General features: G+C 65.8%; 20 protein-coding genes. 8 read left to right on the top strand and 12 right to left on the bottom strand.

Features of this window, described 5'->3' with window-relative positions; all coding sequences use genetic code 11:
* Positions 1–7: 7 nt before the first annotated feature.
* From C8J26_RS16805 to C8J26_RS16820, 4 genes are all read right to left on the bottom strand, one after another.
* On the bottom strand, positions 8–808 hold the full coding sequence (locus C8J26_RS16805) for a formate/nitrite transporter family protein (RefSeq protein WP_107959348.1): 801 nt from the start codon (positions 806–808) through the stop codon (positions 8–10).
* The gene (locus C8J26_RS16810) at positions 805–3177 is read right to left on the bottom strand and encodes an FdhF/YdeP family oxidoreductase (RefSeq protein WP_107959349.1); all 2373 of its coding nucleotides are present in this window, start codon (positions 3175–3177) and stop codon (positions 805–807) included. Before C8J26_RS16810 ends, C8J26_RS16805 begins: the two co-directional genes overlap by 4 nt.
* Positions 3178–3311: 134 nt before the next feature.
* Positions 3312–4355: a rod shape-determining protein gene (locus tag C8J26_RS16815; RefSeq protein ID WP_107959350.1), complete on the bottom strand. Its 1044-nt coding sequence runs from the start codon at positions 4353–4355 to the stop codon at positions 3312–3314.
* Positions 4356–4552: 197 nt separating this feature from the next.
* Positions 4553–5848: a glycosyltransferase family 39 protein gene (locus tag C8J26_RS16820; RefSeq protein WP_167398874.1), complete on the bottom strand. Its 1296-nt coding sequence runs from the start codon at positions 5846–5848 to the stop codon at positions 4553–4555.
* A gap of 165 nt (positions 5849–6013) precedes the next feature.
* Here C8J26_RS16820 and C8J26_RS20565 point away from each other — a divergent pair, with 165 nt between their 5' ends.
* A complete protein-coding gene (locus C8J26_RS20565) occupies positions 6014–6406 on the top strand; it encodes an EamA family transporter (RefSeq protein WP_167398875.1) in 393 nt (130 codons plus the stop codon).
* Positions 6403–7872 (top strand): UbiA family prenyltransferase, encoded by a 1470-nt coding sequence (locus C8J26_RS16830; RefSeq protein ID WP_107959353.1) that lies wholly within the window; start codon positions 6403–6405, stop codon positions 7870–7872. The genes C8J26_RS20565 and C8J26_RS16830 overlap by 4 nt, the downstream gene beginning before the upstream one ends.
* Positions 7873–7885: 13 nt before the next feature.
* On the opposite strand, the gene C8J26_RS16835 is transcribed toward C8J26_RS16830, so the two are convergent.
* Positions 7886–9007, bottom strand: coding sequence for a DegT/DnrJ/EryC1/StrS family aminotransferase (locus tag C8J26_RS16835; RefSeq protein WP_107959354.1), 1122 nt, complete (start codon positions 9005–9007; stop codon positions 7886–7888).
* Between the two features lie 313 nt (positions 9008–9320).
* On the opposite strand from C8J26_RS16835, the gene C8J26_RS16840 reads away from it, so the two are divergent.
* On the top strand, positions 9321–10523 hold the full coding sequence (locus C8J26_RS16840; protein WP_107959355.1) for a DUF418 domain-containing protein: 1203 nt from the start codon (positions 9321–9323) through the stop codon (positions 10521–10523).
* Here the strand turns inward: C8J26_RS16840 and C8J26_RS16845 are convergent.
* Positions 10516–11637 carry an acyltransferase family protein gene (locus tag C8J26_RS16845; RefSeq protein WP_107959356.1) on the bottom strand — a complete coding sequence of 374 codons (1122 nt, stop codon included), beginning with the start codon at positions 11635–11637 and terminating at the stop codon, positions 10516–10518. The genes C8J26_RS16840 and C8J26_RS16845 overlap by 8 nt on opposite strands.
* 248 nt (positions 11638–11885) lie before the next feature.
* On the opposite strand from C8J26_RS16845, the gene C8J26_RS16850 reads away from it, so the two are divergent.
* A complete protein-coding gene (locus C8J26_RS16850; protein WP_146168871.1) occupies positions 11886–12848 on the top strand; it encodes a phytanoyl-CoA dioxygenase family protein in 963 nt (320 codons plus the stop codon).
* A 16-nt stretch (positions 12849–12864) separates the two neighbouring features.
* On the opposite strand, the gene C8J26_RS16855 is transcribed toward C8J26_RS16850, so the two are convergent.
* Genes C8J26_RS16855 through C8J26_RS16870 form a run of 4 tightly spaced genes read right to left on the bottom strand, consistent with a single transcriptional unit; the run spans position 12865 to position 16849 of the window.
* Positions 12865–13671, bottom strand: coding sequence for a CpsD/CapB family tyrosine-protein kinase (locus tag C8J26_RS16855; RefSeq protein ID WP_167398876.1), 807 nt, complete (start codon positions 13669–13671; stop codon positions 12865–12867).
* Between the two features lie 10 nt (positions 13672–13681).
* Positions 13682–15154 carry a GumC family protein gene (locus C8J26_RS16860; protein ID WP_107959359.1) on the bottom strand — a complete coding sequence of 491 codons (1473 nt, stop codon included), beginning with the start codon at positions 15152–15154 and terminating at the stop codon, positions 13682–13684.
* Positions 15151–16338: a hypothetical protein gene (locus tag C8J26_RS16865; RefSeq protein WP_107959360.1), complete on the bottom strand. Its 1188-nt coding sequence runs from the start codon at positions 16336–16338 to the stop codon at positions 15151–15153. The genes C8J26_RS16860 and C8J26_RS16865 overlap by 4 nt, the downstream gene beginning before the upstream one ends.
* A complete protein-coding gene (locus tag C8J26_RS16870) occupies positions 16325–16849 on the bottom strand; it encodes a polysaccharide biosynthesis/export family protein (protein WP_244185365.1) in 525 nt (174 codons plus the stop codon). The genes C8J26_RS16865 and C8J26_RS16870 overlap by 14 nt, the downstream gene beginning before the upstream one ends.
* Positions 16850–17214: 365 nt before the next feature.
* On the opposite strand from C8J26_RS16870, the gene C8J26_RS16875 reads away from it, so the two are divergent.
* Both C8J26_RS16875 and C8J26_RS16880 read left to right on the top strand, forming a co-directional pair.
* Positions 17215–17979 (top strand): WecB/TagA/CpsF family glycosyltransferase, encoded by a 765-nt coding sequence (locus tag C8J26_RS16875; protein ID WP_107959362.1) that lies wholly within the window; start codon positions 17215–17217, stop codon positions 17977–17979.
* Positions 17976–19580 (top strand): GMC oxidoreductase, encoded by a 1605-nt coding sequence (locus C8J26_RS16880; RefSeq protein ID WP_167398877.1) that lies wholly within the window; start codon positions 17976–17978, stop codon positions 19578–19580. Before C8J26_RS16875 ends, C8J26_RS16880 begins: the two co-directional genes overlap by 4 nt.
* Here the strand turns inward: C8J26_RS16880 and C8J26_RS16885 are convergent.
* A complete protein-coding gene (locus C8J26_RS16885) occupies positions 19566–20627 on the bottom strand; it encodes a 2OG-Fe(II) oxygenase (RefSeq protein ID WP_244185366.1) in 1062 nt (353 codons plus the stop codon). The two genes, C8J26_RS16880 and C8J26_RS16885, sit on opposite strands and share 15 nt — an antisense overlap.
* Between C8J26_RS16885 and C8J26_RS20205 the strand changes: the two genes are divergently transcribed.
* Together C8J26_RS20205 and C8J26_RS16900 are read left to right on the top strand one after the other, a co-directional pair.
* Positions 20617–21828 (top strand): glycosyltransferase family 4 protein, encoded by a 1212-nt coding sequence (locus tag C8J26_RS20205; protein ID WP_146168873.1) that lies wholly within the window; start codon positions 20617–20619, stop codon positions 21826–21828. The two genes, C8J26_RS16885 and C8J26_RS20205, sit on opposite strands and share 11 nt — an antisense overlap.
* On the top strand, positions 21825–23195 hold the full coding sequence (locus tag C8J26_RS16900) for an oligosaccharide flippase family protein (protein WP_167398878.1): 1371 nt from the start codon (positions 21825–21827) through the stop codon (positions 23193–23195). The genes C8J26_RS20205 and C8J26_RS16900 overlap by 4 nt, the downstream gene beginning before the upstream one ends.
* Here the strand turns inward: C8J26_RS16900 and C8J26_RS16905 are convergent.
* A complete protein-coding gene (locus C8J26_RS16905) occupies positions 23168–24706 on the bottom strand; it encodes an O-antigen ligase family protein (protein WP_208631431.1) in 1539 nt (512 codons plus the stop codon). The genes C8J26_RS16900 and C8J26_RS16905 overlap by 28 nt on opposite strands.
* Positions 24707–24720 lie beyond the last annotated feature (14 nt).

Raw genomic sequence — 24720 nt, forward strand, 5'->3', positions numbered from 1 at the left:
GGCGGCGTCAGCGGCGCGTGTTGGCCTTCGCCGGTACGACGTCGGTCTTCGCCGCGGCAAGGTAGCCGCCAACGACGAACACCAGCCCGCCAATGATGTTGCCAAGGCTGACGATCGCCAGGTTGCGGACCATGCCCGCAACATCGATCGACGGGTTGGGCACCAGCAGGCCGAGCGTGAGAGCGGTCATGTTCGCGACCGAATGCTCGAACCCGGCCGCGACGAAGGCGAGCAGGATCCAGGCCATTGCGATGCACTTGGCCGCGTCGCCGGTCATGCGGGCGGCGGTCCAGATCGCCAAGCACACCAGCCAGTTGCACAGGATGGCACGTGCCATCAGCGCGACCGCGCTCGCCTCCACCTTATGCTGGACATAGGCGTGGAACATCGTGTCCGCATTCGCGAATACCGCCCCGCCACCGCCCGCCGCGAACACCGCCGACAGGATGAGCCCGCCGATCAGGTTGCCGATCCAGACGACGACGATCATCTTCACCGCGTCCGAGACGCCGATCGTCCGCTTCGCCAGGCCAAAGCCCAGATACATGACATAGCCGGTGAACAGCTCGGCACCCGCGAACACCGTGAGGATCAGCCCGAGCCCGAAGGTCGCGCCCATCACCAGCGGCCGCACGCCCGGCGCGAGCCCCGACCCGGTGCTGATCGCCAGGATCATGGCGATGCCAATATAGGTTCCGGCGAGGATAGCCCCGGCGAAAAAGCCCGCCGGCGACCGGCGGAGTGCGGCGGCCTTGACGGCCGCCAGGTTTGCATAGGTGTCGATCGTCGACGTGTAACCGGTGCTCATGCGTCTTGTTTGCTCTTCTGGCCGACGATCCCGGCACGCACCACGCCGCGATCCGAACCCATGTCGGCGGCGGCGGGACGGACGGTCACCGGAATGGACTTGTACGAGGGGGTAAAGCTCTGCGGATCATGATCCTCGAGCGCGATCAGCGGCTGCGTCTCGGGATAATAGGAGGCGCAACATCCATCGGGCAGCGCATACCGGACGATCATCAGCTTCTGCACGACGCGGTCGGGACGCGCGAACTGAAGCGCGGTCGCGATATCGACGACGTCGCCTTCCTCAAAGCCCAGACGCGCCATGTCGCGCGCGTTCATGAACAGGATGTCGCGACGACCGAACACGCCGCGATAGCGGTCGTCGAGGCTGTAGACGGTGGTGTTATACTGGTCGTGCGCGCGCAGCGTCGTCAATCGCATGACGTTTGGATCGCCCGCGCCCTCATCCTCCGCAACGCCCTTTGTCACCAGGAAGTTGGCCCGGCCGCTGTCCGTCTTCCACTGCCGCATCGCCGCCGAGTTGGGCAGATGGAAGCCCCCAGGCTTGCGGATACGAGCATTGTAATCGGCAAAGGCGGGGAACACCGCTTCGATCTTGTCGCGGATCAGGCTGTAGTCGCCGACATACGCGTCCCAGTCGATCGCGACCGGCGAATGGCCCTTGGCCGCAAACGTCGTCTTGGCGATCTCGCCGACGATCCAGATCTCCGACTTCACATTCTCGCCCGGCGGCATCAGGAAGCCGCGCGAGGCGTGGACCATCGACATCGAATCCTCGACGGTCACCGCTTGCTGGCCAGTTGCCTGCATGTCGAGCTCGGTCCGGCCGAGGCACGGCAGGATATAGGTCGACTTCGCCATCAACAGCATCGTGCGGTTGAGCTTGGTCGTGATGTGGACCGCGAGGTCGAGGTTGCGGAAGCCCTCCGCGCACGCCTGCGGATCGGACGAGGCGATGGCGAGGTTGCCACCCAGGCAGACGATCGCCTTGGCATGGCCGTCGCGCATCGCCGCGATGCTCTCGACGACGGAATGGCCATGCTCGCGCGGCGGTTCGAACCCGAACACGTCGCGCATGTTGTCGAGCAGCATCGTCATCGGCCGCTCGGTGATCCCGACGGTACGGTCGCCCTGCACGTTGCTGTGCCCGCGTAAGGGGCAGATACCCGCCCCCGGCTTGCCCATGTTGCCGCGCAACAGGAGCAGGTTGGCGATCTGCTGGACGTTGGTCGTGCCCGTGCGATGCTGCGTGACGCCCATGCCGTAGCAGCAGATCGTCGACTTCGACTTCGAATAGGCGAGCGCCACCTCTTCAAGATCACTACGCGAAAGCCCGCTCGAGCGTTCGATATCGGCCCATTCGGTCGTCGCGAGATCGGCGATATACTCGTCGAGCCCGGCGGTATGCTCGGCGATGAAGGCATGATCGAGCGCGGGTTCGCCGCCCGAGACCTTGGCGGCCTCATCGAGCGCCACCAGCGCCTTGGCGATGCCCTTCAGCGCCGCCGCGTCGCCGCCGACCTTGACCTGGTAATAGCTGCTGGCGATCGGGGTCGCCGACATCGTCGCCATCTCGACCACCGACTGCGGCGACTCGAAGCGCTCGAGCGAGCGTTCCTTGAGCGGGTTGAAGACGATGATCTTGCCGCCGCGCTTCGACACTTCGCGCAGAGTCGCCATCATCCGCGGATGGTTGGTGCCGGGATTGTGACCGATCGACAGGATCAGGTCGGCGTGATCGAAATCCTCGAGGCTGACGGTGCCCTTACCGATCCCGATCGACTTCGGAAGGCCGACCGAAGTCGCCTCGTGGCACATGTTCGAGCAGTCGGGAAAGTTGTTGGTGCCATACATCCGCACGAACAGCTGGAACAGGAAGGCTGCCTCGTTCGAGCAGCGTCCGGAGGTGTAGAACTCGGCCTGGTTCGGATCGGGCACGGCGGCAAGGCCTGCCCCGATCCCGCGCATCGCCTCCGCCCAGCTCACGACCTCATAGTGATCAGTCGCGGCATTGTAGCGGAGCGGCTCGGTCACCCGGCCCTGGTCCTCGATCCAGTGATCGCTCTGCTGCCAGATGTCCGACACGCTGTGCTTGGCAAAGAACTCGGCGCCGATCGTCTTCGCGGTCGATTCCCACGCGACCGCCTTTGCGCCGTTCTCGCAGAATTCGAACGACGAGGTATGCTTCGGGTCGGGCCAGGCGCAGCTCGGGCAATCGAAGCCGTCGGGCTGGTTCGACTTGAGCAAAGTCTGCCCGCCACGCACCACGATCTGCTGCGCCTTGAGCGAAACCGCGACCGCCTTGAGCGCGCCCCAGCCACCCGCAGGTCCGGTGTAATCGGTAATTCCGTCCGGCCGTTTATCGGGCATGCACGCTCTCCTCGATCGTTCGGGATCGCATACGGTCTCGCAACCTGATGACTAAAGCGGAAATTCTTCAGTCGGTGATCAAGTTAATTCGTCAAGGCTGCTGCCCTTTCGCGTGACGCGCCGCGCGCGCCCGTTCAAACCTCGGTCATGACACCCTGATAGATCGGCTCTTCCATCGCCCGCCCCGCGCCGATCGCGACGCAGGTCAGCGCGTTGTCCGCCACCGTCACCGGCAGCCCGGTAGCGTCGGAAAGCACCTCGTCCAGCCGCGCGAGCAACGATCCCCCGCCCGTCATCACGATCCCCTGGTCGCAGATGTCCGCGGCCAGTTCGGGCTCGGTCTTCTCGAGCGCGGTCAGCACGGTCTCGACGATCTGGCCGATCAGGTCGCCGAGCGAGCCCGCGATATCCGCCTGTGTCACCTCGATCTCGCGGGGCACGCCGGCGCGGAGGTCGCGGCCCTTGACCCGCATCGTGTCGCCGATCCCGTCCTCGGGAACGCGCGCCATACCGACTGCCAGCTTGACCCGCTCGGCGGTCGCCTCGCCGATCATCAGATTATGCTTGCGGCGGATCATCGACGCAATCGCCTCGTCCATCTTGTCGCCGCCCACGCGGGCCGAGGTGCTGTAGGCGAGCCCGCGCAGCGACAGCACCGCGACTTCGGTCGTACCCCCGCCGATATCGACGACCATCGCGCCGACCGGTTCGGTCACGGGCAACCCCGCGCCGATCGCGGCCGCCATCGGCTCCTCGATCAGATAGACCTTCCGCGCGCCCGCATTGGACGCGGCCTGGCGGATCGCGCGGCGTTCGACCAGCGTCGCGCCCGAGGGGATACAGATCGCGATCTCGGGATAGCGCGGCATCCGGCTATGCCCGCCATGCGCCTTGTCGATGAAGAACTTGATCATCTGCTCGGCGACGTCGAGATCGGCGATCACGCCGTCGCGCATCGGCCGGATGGTCTCGATACCGTCGGGCGTCTTGCCCATCATCAGCTTGGCCTTGGCACCGACCGCGCGGACCTGCTGCACCCCGTCGCGAGTCTCGATCGCGACCACCGACGGCTCGTTGAGCACGATGCCCTGCCCGCGCAGGTAGACGACGGTGTTCACCGTGCCGAGATCGATTGCCATATCGCTGGACGCACGGCTGAAGAGACGAGGAAGGCGCATCGGTCTGACAATCTGCAACAGGGGCATGCGCGATCAGCCGCGGTCGCCATCTGCCGTCGTGCTGCGGCGGTCGCACGATCCGCGTCAATCCGTCTGCGTCCGACCGGGCGATCCGAACGACGATTATCCGACCGGACAGCGGCACCCGTCGATCGAACCCCGCCAAGACGGTCGACTCATCCCAATGCCGACCCGGTCTATCCCCGCATACCCGACGGCCGCGCCGTGCGTTCGAACGCCGGATCGGCGTGTCGCGATCGTTGGACCATCGCCCAGACCGCCATCCCCGCAAAACCGGCAATGTAGGGCGTCACAGGAAAGTGATAGCGATCCTGCGAGACGATCACCGCGTGAACGCCTGCGAAATACAGCCATGTGATCGCCCCAGGATGGCTCACCGCGCGCCACACCCCGAGCGACGCGACGAGCAGCACGAACCCCGCGAGTCCGAGCGCCAGCACCGCCAGCCAATAGGCTTGCGACACCAGCTTGAGCCACACCAGCACGCGCGGTCCGAACGCGCGGACGAGCCCGGGCTCGTTCCAGGCGATACCGATCGTCTCCCGCCCGAACGTATCCTGCAGCCTCCGCAGCGAATTCCAGACGAACTGCGCCGGGTGCGCCCTGATATACGCCTTGGCGATACCGCCCATGCGTTCATCCCGCGTCGCCTCGTCGAGGCCGGCAAACTCAGCCGGCACCTCGGCATAGCCGCCGCCGGAATTCGCATGGTTGCCCATCCACAGCGTCACGCCACCGTTCGTCGACAAGAGGACGGGGCGATGGAACTCCCGGCTGTTGCGCACCGCCCAGGGCGCGATGAGCAAGGCCGCAACCACCACGCTGATCGCCGCGGCCGGAAGACGCCGCGCGCCCTGCCCCCTGACCGCGGCGGACACCATCAGGACGCAGGTCAGCAACAGCGCAGTCGGCCGAACATAGCTCGCGACGGCCAGCATGATCCCCAACAGGATCCCGCGGCGCAGCGGCGAAAGGCTCTCCGCGTCCCATAGCGACACGATGATCAGCACGAGCGTGGTGAAGATGAGTTCGCTGGCAAGGATCGTGGTGAATTCGACCTGCATCGGCCAAAGCGCCAGCAAGACGCCCGAGATCGCCGCCGCGTGCGCGCCGAACCAGCGCGCCGTCAGCCGCATCGACAGCAGCAGGATCGGCACGAACAGGAGGATGTTGAACCCGACGATGACGCCGTGCCCGGTCCCGAACAGACGGTACAGCAGCGCATAGATCGCCGAGGTCCCGACCGGCCAGAACGCCGACGCGCTGCCGTCGAGCCAGGTATATCCAAGCCCTCGCGACAATCGGCCGGCAAAAAGACCATAGGACAGGCTGTCGGATACCGGCACCACGGGAACGAGCAGCGCCCAGATGAGCCGCACCATGATCCCGACACCAAGCACGGCATAGGGAAACCCAGCGTGGCGCGCGGCGGCGTCCAGCACGCGGGCTATCTGCTGTCGCGCATCTGCCACCGACGGTTGCTCCCCACACTCTGCCTTATGTCGGGATGCCTCATCCGGGCGCGCTCCGGCATCCTGTGTATGCCGTACGACGATCTCGGAGCGCGAACGCGCGTATCGACGCGCCGAAACCCCGCCCGCTACACTCGCCCAAAGTCCGCAGCGGGGGAACAGACTGTGCGGAGTATCGATACCGCGACGCTCGTGGGGATCGCGTTCAGCGTGGGCAGTACCTCGCTCGCGCAGGTCCTGCTCAAACTCGGCATGGAGCGGCCTGCAGTACAGGCGGCGATGCAGCACGGTAGCGCGATCCCGTTCTCGCGCGCGGTGATCCTCGAGCCCCAGCTGCTGACAGGGTTCCTGCTATACGCCGCGGCATCGATCGCATGGATGCTGGTGCTGGGCCGAATCGACCTGTCGCTGGCCTATCCCTTCGTCGCGCTCGGCTTCGTACTGGTCCTGCTGCTGTCGTGGCTCTGGCTGGGCGAGGTGCCGAACCTGCCGCAGATTGTCGGATCGTTGCTGGTCGTGTCCGGGGTCCTGCTCGTCGCAGCCGGCCGCACCGCGTGACCAGCCTCGTCGCCGCGCCGCGCACCACCGAAGACACGCGATTGCCGCTCTGTGTCGATCTCGACAACACGCTGATCCGCACCGATCTGCTGTACGAGGCCGTTATCGCCTTTCTGTGCCTCCATCCGCTCTCCGGCTGGCAGCTCGTCGCATGGGCCGTTCAAGGCCCGTGTCGGCTCAAGGGAGAACTCGCGGCGCGCCTTCCACTCGCCCCGCAAGGATTGCCGTACCGCAGCGATCTGCTTGCCTATATCGCAGAACACCGTGCCGCCGGAGGACAGGCTTTCCTCGTCACCGCCTCGCCGCGACCATGGGCAGACGCGGTAGCGCACCACCTCGGGGTATTCGACGACACCTGCGCATCCACCACCGCGATCAACCTCAAGGGACTGGCAAAGGCAGAGCATCTCGCCGAGCGGTTCGGCCCGCAGGGATTCGCATATGTCGGCGACAGCCGCGCCGACCGCCCGGTGTGGCAGCTCGCCGGCGAAGCGATGGGAGTCGGCGCCAACGCACGGCGCCATATCGGCCATGATGCCCGCATCTTCGACTCCAGGCGCGAGCCGTTCGCGCTGCTGCTCGCGCTGCGACCCCACCAATGGCTCAAGAACCTGCTGGTCTTCGTCGCGTTGCTCGCCGCGCATATGATAGCGAGGCCCGACGCGCTGTTCGCGGCGGCGCTCGCGTTCGTCGCATTCAGCCTGTGCGCCTCCAGTTCCTATCTGCTCAACGACATCGTCGATCTTCCGGTTGACCGGCTGCACCCCCGCAAATCGAAACGTCCCTTTGCATCGGGGAGAGCGCCGCTGCTCGGCGGAGTCGTGCTGGTGCCGACCCTGGTGATCCTGGCGGCCGCGATCTGCCTCTTGCTGCCACCCGGCTTCGCGGTGACGCTCGCGGCTTATTATGGGACGACGATAGCCTATTCCTTTTCGCTCAAGCGAAGGGCGTTGGTCGACGTGTTCACGCTTGCAGGCCTGTACACGGTGCGAGTCATCGGTGGTGCGGTCGCGCTCGGCGTAACGATCTCGATGTGGCTTCTGGCCTTCTCGATGTTCCTGTTCATCTGCCTGGCGATGCTGAAGCGCTACGCCGAGCTGGTCGATGCCGCGCGGCGTGGTCTGCAAGCTGCAGGAGGACGCGGCTATGCGGTCGGGGACGAGGCCGTGATCGCAGCGCTCGGCATCGCCAGCGGCTTTTGCAGCGTGCTCGTCTTCTCGCTCTATGCCGCGCAGCCCTATGTCGCGCGGCTCTACGCCACCCCGGCGCTGCTCTGGCTGGTCTGCCCGCTGTTGCTGTACTGGCTGGCGCGGATGTGGCTGCTGGCACGGCGGGGCCATATGCACGACGATCCGATCGTGTTCACGATCCGGGATCGGATCAGCTGCGGCGTCATCGCCTGCTGCGGCCTCGTGGTATCTCTCTCGGCCATGGTGGAGCTCGCAATCCCGATCGTCGGGATGTAGCGAACACGCGCGGTCAGGCCGCCTTGCGGTCGCCGACCAGCTCGCGCAGCGTTCCCACGATCCCGTCGACGATGTCGTCGGTCAGGTCGGGAAAGATCGGCAGGCACAGAATGCGGTCGGCGATCCGCCGCGCGTTGGGCACCGAAACGGCCGCCGCCGGCAATCCGCGATACGCCGGCATGTCGACGATCAACGGATAAAAATAGCGGCGCGCGCCAATGCCCTTGGCGGTCAAGACGCGGTGTAGTCCATCGCGGTCGAGCGGGTACGCATCCTCGACAAGGATCGGAAAATACCCGTGGTTGGCAAGGACGTCGTCACCCGTCGGCACGATCGCGAGGCCGGGGATCCCCGCCAGACCACGGCGATACCGGTCGTCGATCGCACCGCGCCGGTCGAGCGCGGCGGACAGGTGCCTGAGCTGCAACAGCCCGAAAGCGGCGTGAACCTCGCTCATCTTGCCGTTGATGCCGATCATGCCCGTGCGCTCCTGGTCGATAAAGCCGAAGTTGCGCAGCGACGTGACCCGATCCTTGAGCGCCTTGTCGCGGCACACGATCGCGCCGCCCTCGCACGTGCTGAAGACCTTGGTCGCATGGAAGCTCAGCGTCGACATCGTTCCCTCGCGCAGGACGCTCACGCCCGACTTTCGCACGGCGAACGCGTGGGCGGCATCGTAGAGGATCGGGATCCCATGCCGCTCGGCGATCGCCGCCAGCCGCACCGTGTCGCACGGGCGGCCGAAGCAATGCACCGGCAGGATCGCGACGGTGTGCGGCGTGATCGCGGCCTCGACCGCATCGGGATCGAGGTTGCAGGTGATCGGATCGACATCGGCGAACACCGGCTTCAGACCGCCCGCCAGAATCGCGTTGCTCGTGGCAACGAACGAGAAGGGCGTCGTGATGACCTCCCCGGCAATCTCCAGCGCCTGCAACGCGATCGTCAACGCGATCATGCCGTTGGCGACGAGCGCGATATGCTCGACGCCGAGATACTGCGCCAGCTCGGCCTCCAGCTGCTCATGGACCGGCCCGGCATTGGAGAGCCACTTGTTTCGCCAGATCGTCTCCAGATAGGGGATGAACTCACCCAGCGGTGGCATGCAGGGCTGCGTCACATAGACCGGCGTCATGCGAGCACCAGGGCGGCATCGCGGCAGGTGCAAGACGTCGACCGCGGCAGGCAAACACTGCGCCAAGCGCTACCGGCAAAGCTCTTCCCGCCCATGCTGATCTTCCCCGTTATGACTGTCCAGGTCGAACGCTATGGTCCCGGCCGACGGCTGTAACTCCCGCCCCCGCCCTCCGTATTACTGCCCATGACCCTTCCCGTACCGCGCGATCCGGCGAAGAAACCACTAGTTAGATCGACCCGGGTCGATCACCTCTGACCGGCCAGTGCAAACCCCGGTAGATCGTTCCGACATCTAGGGGGACGACACGGCGATGCAGGGTGAAGGGAATGCCGGTACGCGCGTACCGATCGTCGATGGGCTGCGTGGGTTTGCCATCTCCGGTATCTTCCTGGTCCACATGGAAGAACTCTTCGGCGCCTATTGGGAGATGCCGCACATGCACTCCGCGGTCCAGGCGACGGTGTTTGCGTTGTTCTCGGGCAAGACCTTCTCGATCATGGCCCTGTGCTTCGGCTTCAGCTTCGACGCCATCAAGCGAACGATGCGCGTCGGGGTCACGGACTTCGCGTATCGCTACGCCTGGCGACTGCTTATCCTGTTCGGCATCGGCTTGGTGCACGGCCTGCTCTACGCCGGCGACATACTGACCGTCCTGGCGGTCATCGGGCTTTCCCTCCTTGCCGCCGACCGGATCGTCTCGCCCTCGCGCCTGTTGCTGGTCGCGCTCTGCTGCCTGATGCAGCCGCTTCTTCTGGTCCGGATCGGCGCGGCGCTCGCGCATATTCCCCTGCCCGAGGACCATATCGTGTTCGGGCAAGCCCTCGCGCTCCACGGTTCGCTCACGCAACTGGTCGAAGCCAATCTGCTGACCGCGCTCTGGCGAAAATGGCAGTTCATGCTCCTGAGCGGACGTCTCTTCGAGCTCGCCGGCTGGATGATCCTTGGCCTCGTGGCGGCACGAGCGCGGCTGTTCGAAACGGCCGCAACATGGCGCGCTACGCACCACTATGTCCTCGCCGGCGCGCTGTTGACGACGGTAGCGCTCTATCTGGCGTGGGGCATGGTAGCGCTTCCCGGCGCCACGACGCCGCCGCTCGTGCAAGACGCGCGATTGCTCATCGCCTGCCTGTTCAATACCAGCGCGACGGTCGTCTTGGTATTGAGCTTCGTCAGCGTGTGGGAAACACGACTGCAGGCGATCCTGCGGCGGCTCGTACCCGTCGGAAAGATGGCGCTGACCTTCTACATCCTGCAGTCCGCGATCTTCGTGCCGCTGATCTACGGCTTCGGCTCGGGTCTCTACGCGCGGATCGACGAGGTCGACGCGGCGATCTGTGCGCTCGTGGTCGTCATCGCACAGACGGCAGGCGCAGCGATCTGGCTACGCCATTTCCGCTATGGCCCGCTCGAATGGGCGTGGCGCGCGGCCGCCGCGCTCGACGGCACGCTGCCGATGCGCCGCAGAACGCAGATGCCTGTGATCGGTGACTGGAACAGGACCTCGGTCATGTGAGCTGACGGGTATCCCCCCGGGCTGGAGACTCGGCCGAGTGTCGCCGCGCCGGCGTGACACGCCACGGCCGGCGCAGCATGGCGCCCAGCGGCACCTCGACCGCGCTGTGGACGACCGAGCCGAGCATGAGGCAGGCAAGCGTCGCTGCGCTCGCGAAGACCGCGCCGCGCAAGACACTAAAATCGCTCTCGATGCCCGCGGCCAAGCGGTCCATCAGAAGCGCATGGAACAGGTAGATGCTGTACGACGCTTCGCCGAGATGCAGCAGGACACGGTTCAGGGCAGTAGCCGGAAGCGCCGCGTCGCGCGCCGCCAGGATGACGACAAGCGTGCACGACATGGCCGAAAACACCGACCATGCGGCGACGCCCTCGGTAATGCCGAAGACGAGATAACCCGACAGCGTTACCGCGATGATGGCGATCCCCAGCCAGAATGCGCGCTGCGAGGGTGCGGCCGGTGCGCGGTGCAGGACGATCGCGATCACGATGCCGATCGCGAAGAACACCATGTTCCGAAACGCGTAGAAGGTGATGATCCGCCGCCAGGGCTCGTCGTCGACATGATGAAGCGCGATTGCGCCCCCGCCCGTCAGCAGCGCGATCACGCCGATAGATACCGCGAGCCCCAGTCTGCGCGGCAGCAACAGCGATCCGGCGAAGATCAGGTAGAACAGGCTCTCATAGTTCAGCGTCCACCCGACCCCTACGATCGGCGGCATCCGCCAGTCGCCGCTATCGGCGAAATTCGGCAGGAACAGCAGCGACGTAACCAGCGTCCCCACGCGATAGACCGTACCCTCGAGTGTCCCGATCGCCAGCGTCGCGGCTGTCGCCAGCCAGTAGAGCGGCACCAGCCGCGCCACGCGCCGCGCGAGGAAGGTTCGCGTGCGGACCAGGGGCGGCAGCAGCTGCGTCTCACGCGTGGTATAGGTCATGATGAACCCGCTCAGGATGAAGAAGATGTTCACCCCCATGCGCCCGATGGTGCCCGCGAAATCCTCTAGCGCGACAAAGCTATGTCCCTGAATGATGGCCGCGCGCATCGCGTGGTCGGTCACCACCATCGCAGCGGCCACCCCGCGCAATGCCTGCAGCCCGTCCAGCCTTTTCATATCCTGTCCGATCGCAGTCGCTGCGACTGCCGGGAATGGCGGCGCGCGGCGCCAGTCTTACGGAACGCCTGCGCGGCATGGCATCAGGCGAACGCCCAACGTACTTTCGGGCGCGCTGCCTGTAACCGGTGATCCCCATCCATAATTTTGCCCGGTCGATCTACGGATTGCCCGGGTGACGCCCGTACGGCAGCAAGGCGTCGACGACGTCGCGGCCCCTGCTTATGCCGCGCGCGGAGCAACGCACGATGGCGAAACTAACACAAAAGATCCTGCGCCGCCTAGGCGACCGCCCAGCCAAGCTGGCATTCGGGGTGACGAACATGGCGCCCGTGCGCCGCCGACTGGAACAGCGCTATGCCGCGGCATTGGCCGGCCATCGGCCCGCGCTGCCGATCCTCTCGCCCTCGGATCAGGACATCGTCGATACGCTGTCGCGCACCGGCGTCTACGTAACGAGCCTCGAAGCACTCGGTATTCCGGGCTCGGCCGCGATGTTCGCGGCAGCGCAGCGTGTCGCGGCCGACTGTACCGATATGGCGCGGCGACTGAGCGACGCAGGCCGCGACTTCATCGTCGCACCGCCGACGGCGATCCTCGCCCATGACGAGATCTTCCATTGGGGGCTCAGCAGCCGTCTCCTCGACATCGCCGAGGCCTATATCGGGCTACCGGTTGCCTATGACGGCCTTGCGCTGATCTATACCGTCGCCAACGGACGCGGCGGGGGCGCGCGCGAATGGCATCGCGATCGCGAGGACCGCAAGATGATCAAGGTCGCAATCTATTGCTGCGACGTCGAGCCCGGCGGTGGTCCCTTGCAGGTCATCAGCCGGCCCGATCTCGGACAAACCGACGCGAACGGCTATCGCTATGCAGGTGGGTCGGAAGAGGAACTGACGTCGCGACTGGGCGCGGACTATCGTGACGCCGTCGTGACGTGCACGGGTGCTGCGGGCACCGTCGTCTTTACCGACACCGCGCGCTTCTTCCACCGTGGCCAACCGGCACACACGCACGATCGCACGGCGCTATATTACAGCTATTTCGCGCGGCAGACGCGGCATCCCTTCTTCTGCCAGCGTTCGGGCCTCAACCCGCGCCAGCTTGAGACGCTCGCGCTCGGGATGCCCCCGCGCCAACGCAACGCGACGCTATGGGCGCGCAGCTTGCACCCGGTGCTCAAAATCATTCCGCCTGCACCGGTGTGATCGAAGGACGCCGCGGTCAGGGTACCGACCGATAGGGATATTGCCCGTAATATTGCGCCCGGACCGGGAGGAGCGTGCGGTTGAGCACCGTCCCCAGCACCGGCGTGGGGGACAGGATGCGAAGGCTCTCGCGAAGATCCGCGTGCAGCGTCCGCCCCTCCTCGACCACGAGCAGGACCGCATCGACATGCTGGGCGAGGATCATCAGGTCGTCGCCTTCCAGCACCGGCGGGGTATCGATGATACACACCGCGCCAGCCGCGAGCGTCCGCAACGTCGCAAACGCCTTGCCCGCGCGTGGCGACGCGAGCAACCTGGCGGAATCGGCCTGCGCCTCGTGGATCGCGACGACCGTCAGAAGGTCCGTTTCCAACCGGCACCGCAGCGGCACGATCGCATCGTCGCCGTGCAGGAACGTGTCGATCCCATGCAACGGCGTGAACCCCAGCCGCCGGGCAATCGAAGGATTGCGAAGATCCGCATCGATCAGCCATGTCGGATGAATATGGCTGAGCCCAGCCGCCAGGTTCAGCGCGACGAACGACTTGCCCTCGCGCGGCTTCGCCGAAGTCACCGCAATGAGCTGGGCCTGCGTGTTCCCGATGTGCCGCAACACGCGCGAGCGCAACATCGCGAACGGTTGGCTCCGCGGATCGTCCATGGCGAACGCATAGACGTCGTTGCGCACGAGGTTCGCGCGCTGCAACGGCACGATCCCCCGCTCTACCAACGATATGGGATCGTCCCGCGGGTCCCAGGCGATCGTGTCGCTCTCTGCCAGCAGAAGCGTGTCGAACATCGACATGGAGGTGGACATGGACATGGCAGTTTCCTCAACTGGCGGCATGGCGACTGCGAAGTGACTGGACCCAGCCCAGAAAGCCAAGGCGTGGTTCTCGCTTCATCGTCATGATCGTGGCCATCGGATCCTCCCCGGTCAGCCTGCGGATAGCCGCCGCGCCGTGAACAGGCTGCTGCGAGAGCTCCCACAGGACCATCAGCGCGAACGGCACCGCGATACCAAGCGCAGCCCCCGTCAGGATGATCTTCAGCCGATGTGGGCTCACCGGTTCGATCGGGTAGGTGGCGCGATCCACGACCGAAAACCGCTCGCCCTTGCCCTCGGCCTGGAGGTTCACCGCGACCTGCGCATCGAGCTGCTTTTCCCGAATGGTCTGATATTGCTGCTTCAGATTGTCATATTCGCGTTCGATGTTGTTGAGTTCATAGCCTGCTTGCGGCGCCATCGCGATCAGGCGATCCGCATGACCGATCGCGGATACGAGTTGCGCGCGTCGGCTCGCCAGGCCGGCGATCCGGCTGTTCCCCGCAGAAACCTCGGCGCGGATCGGCGCACCGATATCGGGGGGCGCCGGTTCCCGATCGGCGGCCTGTCTCGCCAGCAGCAACACCGCACGCGCCGCCTGTACGTCCGGATGACTGTCGGAATAGGTCGCGCGCAGCCGGTCGTACCGCGCTTCCGCCTGCGCCAGTTCGGTCCGCGCCGAGGACGGGAGCGGCGGCGTCGACTGTTGCTGCCGCACGACGAGCAGGCCGTTCTGTTGCGCGATGCCCTGCGTTTCGGCATCGAGACGGGAAATCTCCGCGCGTAACGCAGACGTCGATTGCTGGCTCAGCGCAAGCTGGTCGGGCAGCGCGCCATTATACCGCGCCTCGATCGAACGCCGTTTGACTTCCAGCGCGACCAGCCGATCGCGCAGCTCGTCCGCGCGGCGCACTAGGAACAGCGCCGCGCCACGCGCCTGTTGCGAGCGAAGACGGTCGTTCTCGCTGACGAACATGCTCGTCAGCTGGTTCGTGACGCGCAGCGCGGCTGCCGGATCGGGGCTGGAGAAGGACAGCGTGAACGCGATCGTCGAGTTCTTGCCCTGCTGCGATACGTTCCCCTCGTTCGCGCCGACCAGGTCGACCGCGATATCCCGTCGCAGCATGGCAAGCAGCTTGTCGGCTGAGTCGATACCGCGCCGTGATGCATAGAGGTTATTTTGGCTGATCAGCCTCGCGAGGTTGGCACGGCTCAGCACCTGTTCGCGCACCTTGGCGACGCGGTCCTCCACCCCGTCGTTCAACGGTGATGCGATGATCGTCGTCGGGATGTCCTGCGATTCGATCAGCAGCGACGCCGTCGCACGGTAGACCGGCTGCGTCGCGAACGCGACGATCGCCGCGATCACGGTGCCGATACCGACGCCGCCTATTAGCCACAGACGCCAGCGGAACAGGATCGATATCAAATCGCGCAGCTCGAAGCCGTCGAGGCGTTCCGGTGCATCATGCTCGGTCATCGCAGTCTTGGCTCCAGACGCAGGCGCAGGCCCACATACGAAGACCGCACGCGGCCAACGATGTCGGATCGGCGCATGATATAGCCGGCTTCGCCCGAGCCGGTCAGCGTTGGCGTCAGCCGCCAGCTCATCCGCGCCAGCGCCGAGCCCGCCTCGAACCTGCCACCGCCGGCGGCCGACAGCGCCGCCTGCCCCCTGGGCGCGGAGATGCGCTGGTAGTCGAGGAGCACGGCGAGGGTCTTGCGCTCGTCCAGTCGGTAGGAGACCGATGTGTGCAGCGATCGCGCGCGCTGGAACCCATCGAGCGCACTGACCTGCGAACCGAGCTCGCCGGCGATGCAGGCGTCAAGCCGCAGCGTTTCCCGGCACAGTCGGAGCGACCCCACGACATATGTCGCGGCGCCACGCGACGCGGTCTGGAGGCGGGCATCCCGCACCGCGGGCAGATATTCGACACCGAGATCGAAGTTCAGCCGCATGACGGAGGACAAGCCGTGTTCGACCGTGCCGACCAGGGCGTAGCGCTCCAGCGTCGGCTGTCCTGCGGTTTGCGAGATTGCGAACAGCGGTCGAAACCCGATTGTGGTGCGCGCCGCGACCAACCGTCCATAGGCCAGCTGTGCCTGTCCGCTGCGCGTCGCGCGCAAGACCGTATCCCCGCCATAGGTCGCGCGCAGTGCCGAGATCGCAGGCGCGATGGTGGTGCGGCTGTCGGGCCGCCATTCGAGATTGGCCGCACCGTTGATCGTCGTCCGGATGCTCTGCGGCGCGACGAGCGCATCGATGCCGGTCGTCGGCAGGTCGACGGGCAGGTCACGCACAACGCCAAGCGTCGCGGTACCCGACAGGCGCTCGCTTTGCCGGAATCCGCGGACCGCGGTCACGCTCCCCAGGACATAGGTAGGATAAAGCCGGCTATAACTGCGGACCGTCGCCACCGCGTCCAGATCGAGCGTGTTGCCCCGCTCGTCGGTCACCTTATATTGGGGCATGATCGACAGTTCGGCGATGACGGCTCCATTATCCTTACCGCTTCGCAGCAGCGGATTGGACGCCGCCTCGGTCGTCGCGTCGACCGTGATAGCGGTGCGGGAAGTGCTCTGGGCGGTGCCCTGCGAAGCCGTCTGCAACGCGAGCGCGGTGAGCACCGCCAGGCGTTCGACGCGCAGGTCACGGTATGACAAGCACGTCACCCGCGCCAAGCATGGGAAGCTCGGTCGTCTGTACCCCCGGGGACAGCGCGCGGCCGCCTTTGAGCATCTGTCCCAGATCCACCGGCTCCACCACCTGCCCCTTCGTCCCCTGGCGGAGGAGAACGGCGTGTGAGACATCGGCAAAATCGGCGGCACCGCCGGCCATGCTGAGCGCCTGCAGTGCATTGACCGAGCGACTGATCGGATAGCTGCCCGGCGTACGGACCTTGCCCACGACGAAAAAGCGCATCCCCGCCGGATCGCGCACGATCACGGTGACCTCGGGCACGCTGTCCCGGAAATTGCTCTTGATCCGGCCCGTAATCGTGTCGGCAATCTCGCGCGGCGTGTTGCCGCTCGCCGAGACCCTGCCGGCAAGCGGGAAGGCGAACGTCCCGTCGGGCAAGACACGCACGGTCTTCTGCATCCGCTCTTCGCCCCAGACCGAGACATCGAGCTCGTCGCCAGCGTTGACGCGGTATTCCCCGCTCGGCGCGGTCACCGATCGTGCCGGTTCCGCGGCATGCGCACTCCAGGCGCCGAGGCACAGCGTCGTATAAACCGCGGCGCGGCACCATCGGCGCGCACTCTGTCGGTCATTCTGGCCTTGTCGCATCGGATCCCACCTTCCTGCGCGAGTGATGCCGGCAGCGTACAAACGGGCCGGCACGACGAGTATCGGGGAATGCCACAGCCATGATCCGCCCCCTGATTTTTCGGAAGGGATTGCGGATCACGCAGTCGTGCATGGCTGTACTACGCATGGCCGCCGCGTGCGCAGGTCGCGACAACGTCGGGCATCGACCCGAACGCCGCCACAGATCGAACCGTCCTTCAAGGCAGCGCGTCGAGGCAAGGGAGGAGCGCATGGCCAAGGGGACCGAGAGTGACAGCGTCGAGCTTCTGGGGCTCGATTTCGATTGCCTGGACGACCAGAGGGCATTGCAGGCTATCCGCGCCCGGGCCCCGTCGGCGCCCTTCGCCTATGTCGTGACACCGAACGTTGACCACATCGTCCGGCTGTCGTGTACCCGCTCGGACGTATGGCCGGCATACCGCCATGCCTGGATGACCTTGTGCGACAGCCGGATCCTCGCAAAACTGGCGACGTTCGCCGGCATGCGCTTGCCCATCACGACCGGCAGCGACCTGACGAAGGCGATGTTCGCCACGGTCATGTCCCGATCGGACCGCATCGCCGTGGTGGGTGGCAATCCTGCGCTGATCGCCAAGCTCCGCGAACGCTACGGCTTTACGAATCTGCTCCACCATAATCCGGCGATGGGGTTCATCCATGATCGCGCCGAGCGCGCCCACGCGGTCGATTTCGTGGTCGCCGCACAGGCGCGCTATATCTTTCTGGCGGTCGGGTCCCCGCAGCAGGAACTGCTCGCCTACGATATCACGCGAACCGGCGAGGCGACCGGACTGGCGCTGTGCATCGGGGCCAGCCTCGACTTCCTGGTCGGCGAACAGACGCGCGCGCCCGTGTTCGTCCAGCAGATGTCGCTCGAGTGGCTGTACCGTCTCGCCACCAACCCCGCCCGCCTGTGGCGCCGATACCTCGTCGAGGGGCCACAGATTGTATCGGTGTTCCATCACTGGCGGCAGTTTCACGGGCATGGCTTGTGACGGTTGACGGTCCGTCCCCCCGCAATGGCGACGTATGGGATATCGTCATCATCGGGGCCGGCCTCGGCGGCGGTACACTGGGTCACGCGCTTTCCGAGAAGCGTCGCAGCGTGTTGTTCATCGAACGCGGCCCCGAGCACGCGCGGCACGATATCCCCTTTGCCGACGCGATCGACGACCCGCAGCAGCGTATGGCCGCGGGGCGCTGGCCCGAGCGGATGACCGTGAAGATCGACGGGCGCGAAAGCCTCGTCTACCCGCCGCTCGGCTGTGGCGCGGGGGGATCGTCGCTGCTTTTCGCCGCAGCGCTCGAGCGGTTTGCGCGCAGCGACATCGAGTCGATACCCGGCCTGCCGCATCCAACCGGCGGCTGGCCGTTCGCCTGGCAGGATCTGTGCCGACATTACGACGCGGCCGAGCGCCTGTACCGCGTCATGGGTACGCCCGATCCCCTGGCCGAGCACGCCTCGCCAGCGATGCTCACGCCCCCGGCGGCGAGCGAGATCGACCGGTCCCTCACCGACTCCTTTCGCCGCGCCGGGCTGCATCCCTACCGTTTGCATGTCGGCATCGGCTATGGCCCGGGATGCGGCGAGTGCGGCGGCACGGTCTGCCCGGCGCGGTGCAAGCGGGACGCCCGGCTGGTGTGTGTCGAACCGTCGCTGGCCCATGGCGACACCCGGCTGGTGTCAGGGGCCGAGGTCGAGCGGATCGAGGCCGATGACCAACGCGCGACCGGCGTCGTGTACCGACAGGGCGAGACGAGCTATCGCGTGACGGGCCGCGTGGTAGCGCTGGCTGCAGGCGCGTATCGCAGCCCCGCGATCCTCCTCGCATCGCGCAGTCCGCAATGGCCGAATGGGTTGGGGAACGGATCGGATCAGGTTGGCCGCCACCTGATGTTCCATGCCAATGAATGGTTCGCGGTGTGGGCGCGTCGTGCCGCCAGCACGGCAGGGCCGCGCAAGACGATCGGATTCCGCGATCTCTACCATCATGCCGGCCAGCGCCTGGGCAGCATCCAGTCGACCGGGCTCCGCGCCACGGTCGACAATGTGCAGCATTTTCTACAGAACTGGTTCGACACCAGCCGCTTGCGCCACCTGCGGTCCGTCAGGCGCCTGCTGCGTTTGGTCGCTTTTGTCGCTGGCCGCCTGTTCGGCGAGGCCTCGATCTTCGTCATGATCGTCGAGGACTTCGGCTATCCCGACAATCGCATCGTCTTCGATCCCGGCGATCCCGGTCGGATCACCGTCGTCTATACCGTGACGGACGAGCTGCGGCGTCGCGCTCGGGAGGCACGCCGGCTGACGCGACGGTTCCTGCGCGGCCTCCGCGTCGTGCCTCTTCAGACCGACGTCCAGCTCAATTTCGGCCACGCCTGCGGCACCTGCCGTGCCGGGCACGATCCCGCCACGAGCGTGCTCGACGGCAATTGCAAGGTCCACGACCTCGACAACCTATATGTCGTCGATGCCTCGTTCATGCCGAGCAGCGGCGGTACCAACCCGGGACTGACCGTGATCGCCAACGCATTGCGCGTCGCCGAGGTGATCGACGCCCGGCTCGGCGCGCGCGAAGACGCGTTAGCGGCTCAATAAGCGCGGGAGCAGCGCCCCCCGACGCCCCTTGCGCAACGCCGGCGGCGTCCAGTCCTGCATGACGTGGTGCAGGATCATCTTCCAATCCCGCCGGTCGTCGCTGACCGGCCTGACACGAAACTGGGTTTCGCGCTCGATGCCGAAGTCGGCGTTCCGGGGCACCGTGTAGTAATAGGTCGCGATCGACCGCCGTGATCGTCCGACCGGACAGGCGAGCGGATCGGGATGACCATGATAGCTGTCGAGGTCGGTGTTGAAGATCACCGCGCGGCCCAGGATTGGCGCGATCCGTTGTTCGCACGCCGTCATCCGGTTGTCCCAAAGCTCGAGTGCACCGCCATAGCCGTCCTCCCAATCGTCGTTGAGATAGATGAGCAGGTTGAGCCGCCGCTCCAGGTTCATTGCCCGATGCCGATTGAAGTCGGCATGGATGCCGAGATGCCCCCCCGGCATCGTCTCATGCAGGCCCGCGCCCGCGAAATACGGGTCCGCGATCAGCCCGTCGATCCCGGTGAGTTCCTGGAGAAAGCCGAGAAATGCTGCCGAATTGAGCTCCGAGAACAGGTTACGGATCACCGCGCTCCCGCATTGCTGCGGCGAGAACTGGTATTTCAGCCGCTCCTGATGCCGGTCGAATGCGGTCTGCTCCCGGCGAGCAGGAAAGTCGGTCAGAACGTCGCGCAATATCTCGCGCGGAACGAAGTCGTCGATCGCGATATGCGGAAAGGGCGACGCACTGGCGTAACGCTCCGTCAAGGCGGATCCCGCGACGCGACACGCCTGCGCGTCGAGTGCCCGGTATCCGCGCACGTCCGCAAAGTTCAACAGCGCCATCGTCCAGCTCCGCAAAAGAGACGCGCCGTCGGACATCAGGGAACGACGGGGCACGCACAGACTAGGCCATTCCCCGGCATGATCGTCCAGACGTACTTTCCCTCCTGTGTTTTGCCAATTCACGCAGCACCGCTTTCGGCTGAAGTCTAGGACCACGCGCCGCAGCGCCGCGGCTAGTCTATTGCAACGCTGGAGCGTGCGGATGGTGCACATCACCTATTACTCCCCCGCCTGGCCGCCTGCGGGCGTCGCGAACGGCATCGTGACCTATGTCTCGGTCATCCGCGACTATCTGCTCCGGCAGGGTCATCAGGTCTCGGTGCTGACCGACGGCATGCTGCATTTGAGCGACGGCACGACGCGCCCGTTACACGTACCGAGCCGCCATGGTCCGTTCGCCACGCGGCTGATCTCGCGACTTGATCGCCGGTTGGGCCACCACCCCTTCATCGCGCGCCGGCTCGCCGCCGAGATGCGCCACGCCAGTAAGCTGGTCGCGACCGACCTGATCGAGATGGAGGAAAGTTTCGGCTGGTCCGGCAGGATCCAGCGGAGTCTCGACGTCCCGATCATCACCCGGCTGCACGGCCCGCAATGTCTCAAGCCAAAGGGTGCCGACGCGCTCATTCCCGCCCACCACAAGGTCCATCGCGAGCGTGCCGAGGGTCGTGCGATCCAGCGCGCGACCGCGCTGACCGCGCCGACCGCCGCGGTGCTGGGCGCGATACGAACCCGGTATCGCTGCACCTGCCCGCAGATGCGCACGATTCCCAACCCGGTCATCGCCGCGGACCGCGACGCGCTGTGGGACATAAGGCGCTGCGAGCCCGAGACGATCCTGTGCGTAGGCCGGATCGATCTCGTCAAAGGCGCGGACACCCTAGTCGCCGCCTTCGCACAGCTGCTGGCAATCCGACCGACCGCACAGCTGATCCTGGTCGGGCCCGACAGCGGTGCGCAGCGCGCGGACGGTTCGGTCGTCCGCTACCTCGACCTGATCCGGGAGCGGACCAGCCCGCAGGCCATGGCCCGGATAACGGTGCATGGCTTGCTCACCCCGGCAGCGATCCACGCGTTGCGACGACGCGCGTTCGTCACCGTCGTCGCCTCGCGTTGGGAAAACTTCCCCTATGCCGCCGTCGAGGCGATGGCCGCGGGGTGCCCGCTCATCTCCACGAGGTGGCCCGGCGCGGACGAGATCATCGAAGACGGCTTTACCGGCTGGCTGACACCGATCGATGACCCCGCCGCGATGGCGGCGCGCATCGCCTGGCTATTTGATCACCCCGACGCCGCCGCCCAGACAGGGCTCAACGCGTGGCGGCAATGCAGAACGACATTTTCTGCCGACGCCATCGGTGCGCGGATGCTCGACTTCTACCGCGACGTCCTAGCCGCCCGACGGCAACGATGACCGCGAGTTCGGTCGAGCCGATTTCGGTGGAGCAAAGACCGTCGCGCGATCTCCGTCGAACCATTGCCAAGCTTTTGTTGCGCGACACCAATATCGTCGTCGGCACGGTCATCGCGAGCAACGTCCTGCGGATGATCAGCAGCATCGTCCTCACCCGGCTGCTCATGCCCGAAGCCTTTGGCACCGTCGGCCTGATCAGCTCGATCGCGTTCGTGTTGTCGATGATCTCGGATCTGGGTTTTCAAGCCTTCGTCATCCGGCACCGCGATGGAGCCGAGCGCCGGTTTCTCGACGTGATCTGGACCATACGCCTGGTCCGCGCGGCGGTTCTAACCCTCGTCCTCGTCATGCTCTCGACACCGATCGCAAATCTCGTCCACCGTCCCGTCATCGCGCCGGCATTGGCGGTATCGGCGATCCAGTTCCTGATCGACGGCTGTAGTTCGCTGTCGCTCGTGACGGCGCTGCGCGAGCGACAGGTTGCATCACTGAGCGCGCTCGACATTATCGGTTCCTCCGTCCAGGTCGCCGCCGCGATCGGCCTTGCACTGATCTGGCGGACATATTGGTCGATCGTCGCCTCGATGCTGATCTCCAGCGCGGTACGGACGGCGCTCAGCTACGTCATGTTCACGCATTCGCGCCGGAGAATGGTGTACGACGCGGACTATGCGCGCGAACTCTGGCGCTTTGCCCGGTTCGTCACGGGGTCGAGCATCATCAGCATGGTGTTGATGCAAAGCGACAAGCTCGTCCTGGCGCGGATCCTGCCCCTCGACATGCTGGGCCTGTACATGCTCGCGGCCAACTTGGCGCTCGCGCCGATGTCGTTCACCGTCAGCTATGCCAACCGCGTCCTCTATCCGACCTATGCAAGGACGTGGCGCGAGACGCCCGACCGGTTGCGCACCGTGTTCTACCAGCAGCGCCGGACGGTTTCGATGCTGTACATGGCGGCGGCGGGTGGACTGATCGGCGGCGCCCCCCTGCTCGTCGCCCTGCTCTACGACGACCGATACGCGCAGGCCGCGCTATATCTGAGGCTGCTCGCCGTCACGCCCTTCCTGGCGCTGGCGACCTACAGCGCGAACGAGGTTCTCACCGCGTCCGGCCGGGTGGAGATGACGTTCCACGCCAATATCGCGCGACTGGTCTGGCTCGCGGTGTTCGGCCCCGTGTCGTTTCTCACCGCCGGCCCGCTTGGGCTCGTCGCGTGTGTCGGCGGTCTCGAATTGCCGACCCTGCTCTACAGCTGGGTGCAGTTGCACCGCGTCGGGCTGTTGCACCTGGGCGAGGAGATCGGTCTCCTCGCGATAGGCGGGATAGGGATAGCGGCGGGTTATGCGGTCTGCGCGATCGCGCTGTAGGACGCGCGGCGCCGACGATATGGCGGCTGCACGAAGGCCATCTGCGCCGCCGCCAGCCCGAACAGCACGAACACCATCACCTCGCAGCGCCCCCCGAACGAGGTGAAGACCAGCATCTCCATCGGCATCACGAGCCCAGCGACCAGGAATGCCGGCACGGCGAGGCTTCGATCCGCCCGACCCAGCGCGCCCCTGAAACGCAGCATGCCGCGAATGTAGAACACGAATGCGGCGATAAAGCAGGCTACCCCGATCGCCCCGGATACCAGCGCGAAGAACAGATAGGTGTTCACGAAGTCGATGATCCCTTCCCCCTGCCGCATGTCCGCAAGCCGCGACAGCACCTCCGGTTGCGAATAGCCAATGAGCGGGCTCTTCCAATATTCCTCCATGCCCCGCGTCAGCAATCTTGCGCGATAATCAACGGTCGACGCCGTCTCCGTCGACTTGCCCAGCATGTTCGCCAGATAAGGCACAGCTGGTGCCAATGCGACCATGACGACGCCGAGCGTCGCCACACCGACCAGCCGGCCCGCAATCGCAGCGATGCGACCGCGATAGAGGTCCGCGACAATCGTGCCGAGCAGGAGCCCGATCCACGCACCCCGCGATTGCGGCGCGGTGAGGCCGACCAGCAGCAGGCCAAGCACGACCCTGTGGGAAAGTCGCGTCCGAAACGCAAAGCGTGCGAGCCACGCGGCGAGGATGCACCACGCCATCACCATCGCGACCGAGGTCGATTCGAGAAACGGGCCGCCGCTGCGGAGATAGCCACCGCGTTGCTTGACGAGCAGGATCAGGTTCAGGCCATACGCATTGTACAGCCCGTTATAGACCGGCCAGGACGTGCGAACCTCGTAGAGCAAGATGACGGCCAGGATCGCCGCGGCGGCGGCCAGGTGTACCATGCACCGTTTCACATCCTCAGGGCGCGATACCGCGCGGCTCAGGATGTAATAGGGCATCGCGCAGTCCAGCAGCATCGTGATCGTGACGCGCAGCGCGTTGGTCATGCTCGTATCGCGCGCGATCGCAAACACGAGGAGCGTGATCAGAGCCGCGGCCGGAAGGTCGAAGCGCACCGCGACCGGCGTCCGTCGCGCCGCCAGCGCAAGCCGCGCCAGCGCGCCGATCCCGAGCATGTCGTGGACCCCGCAGTCGAACAGCTTCAACGTCCCGATCACGATGACCGTATCGAGCCCGGGCAACAGCAGGAGCGCGAAGAGGTAGAGCGGCGCAATCTGCGCATCGCGCCGCGCCGCAACGGGTACCACCAACGCCATCGCCGCATAGAGCAGCCACACATTGGGCGGCGACCAGGCAAGTAGTGGCAGAGCAACCGCTACCAATGCCGGTGCCCATCCCAGCTGCGTTCGCCATTCGCGGCGGAGGCAGGCATAGAAGATCGACAGCGCGATTCCGGACAGGATGACGACGAACAAGGCCGGCTTGATCACGAAATAGGCCCATAGCGCCAGCATCCCCCCGGCGATCAGCATCAAGGCGGGCAAGGCGGACGGTCGGG

Origin of the sequence: Sphingomonas aurantiaca (genome assembly GCF_003050705.1) — a bacterium.
Classification (GTDB): Bacteria; Pseudomonadota; Alphaproteobacteria; order Sphingomonadales; family Sphingomonadaceae; genus Sphingomonas; species Sphingomonas aurantiaca.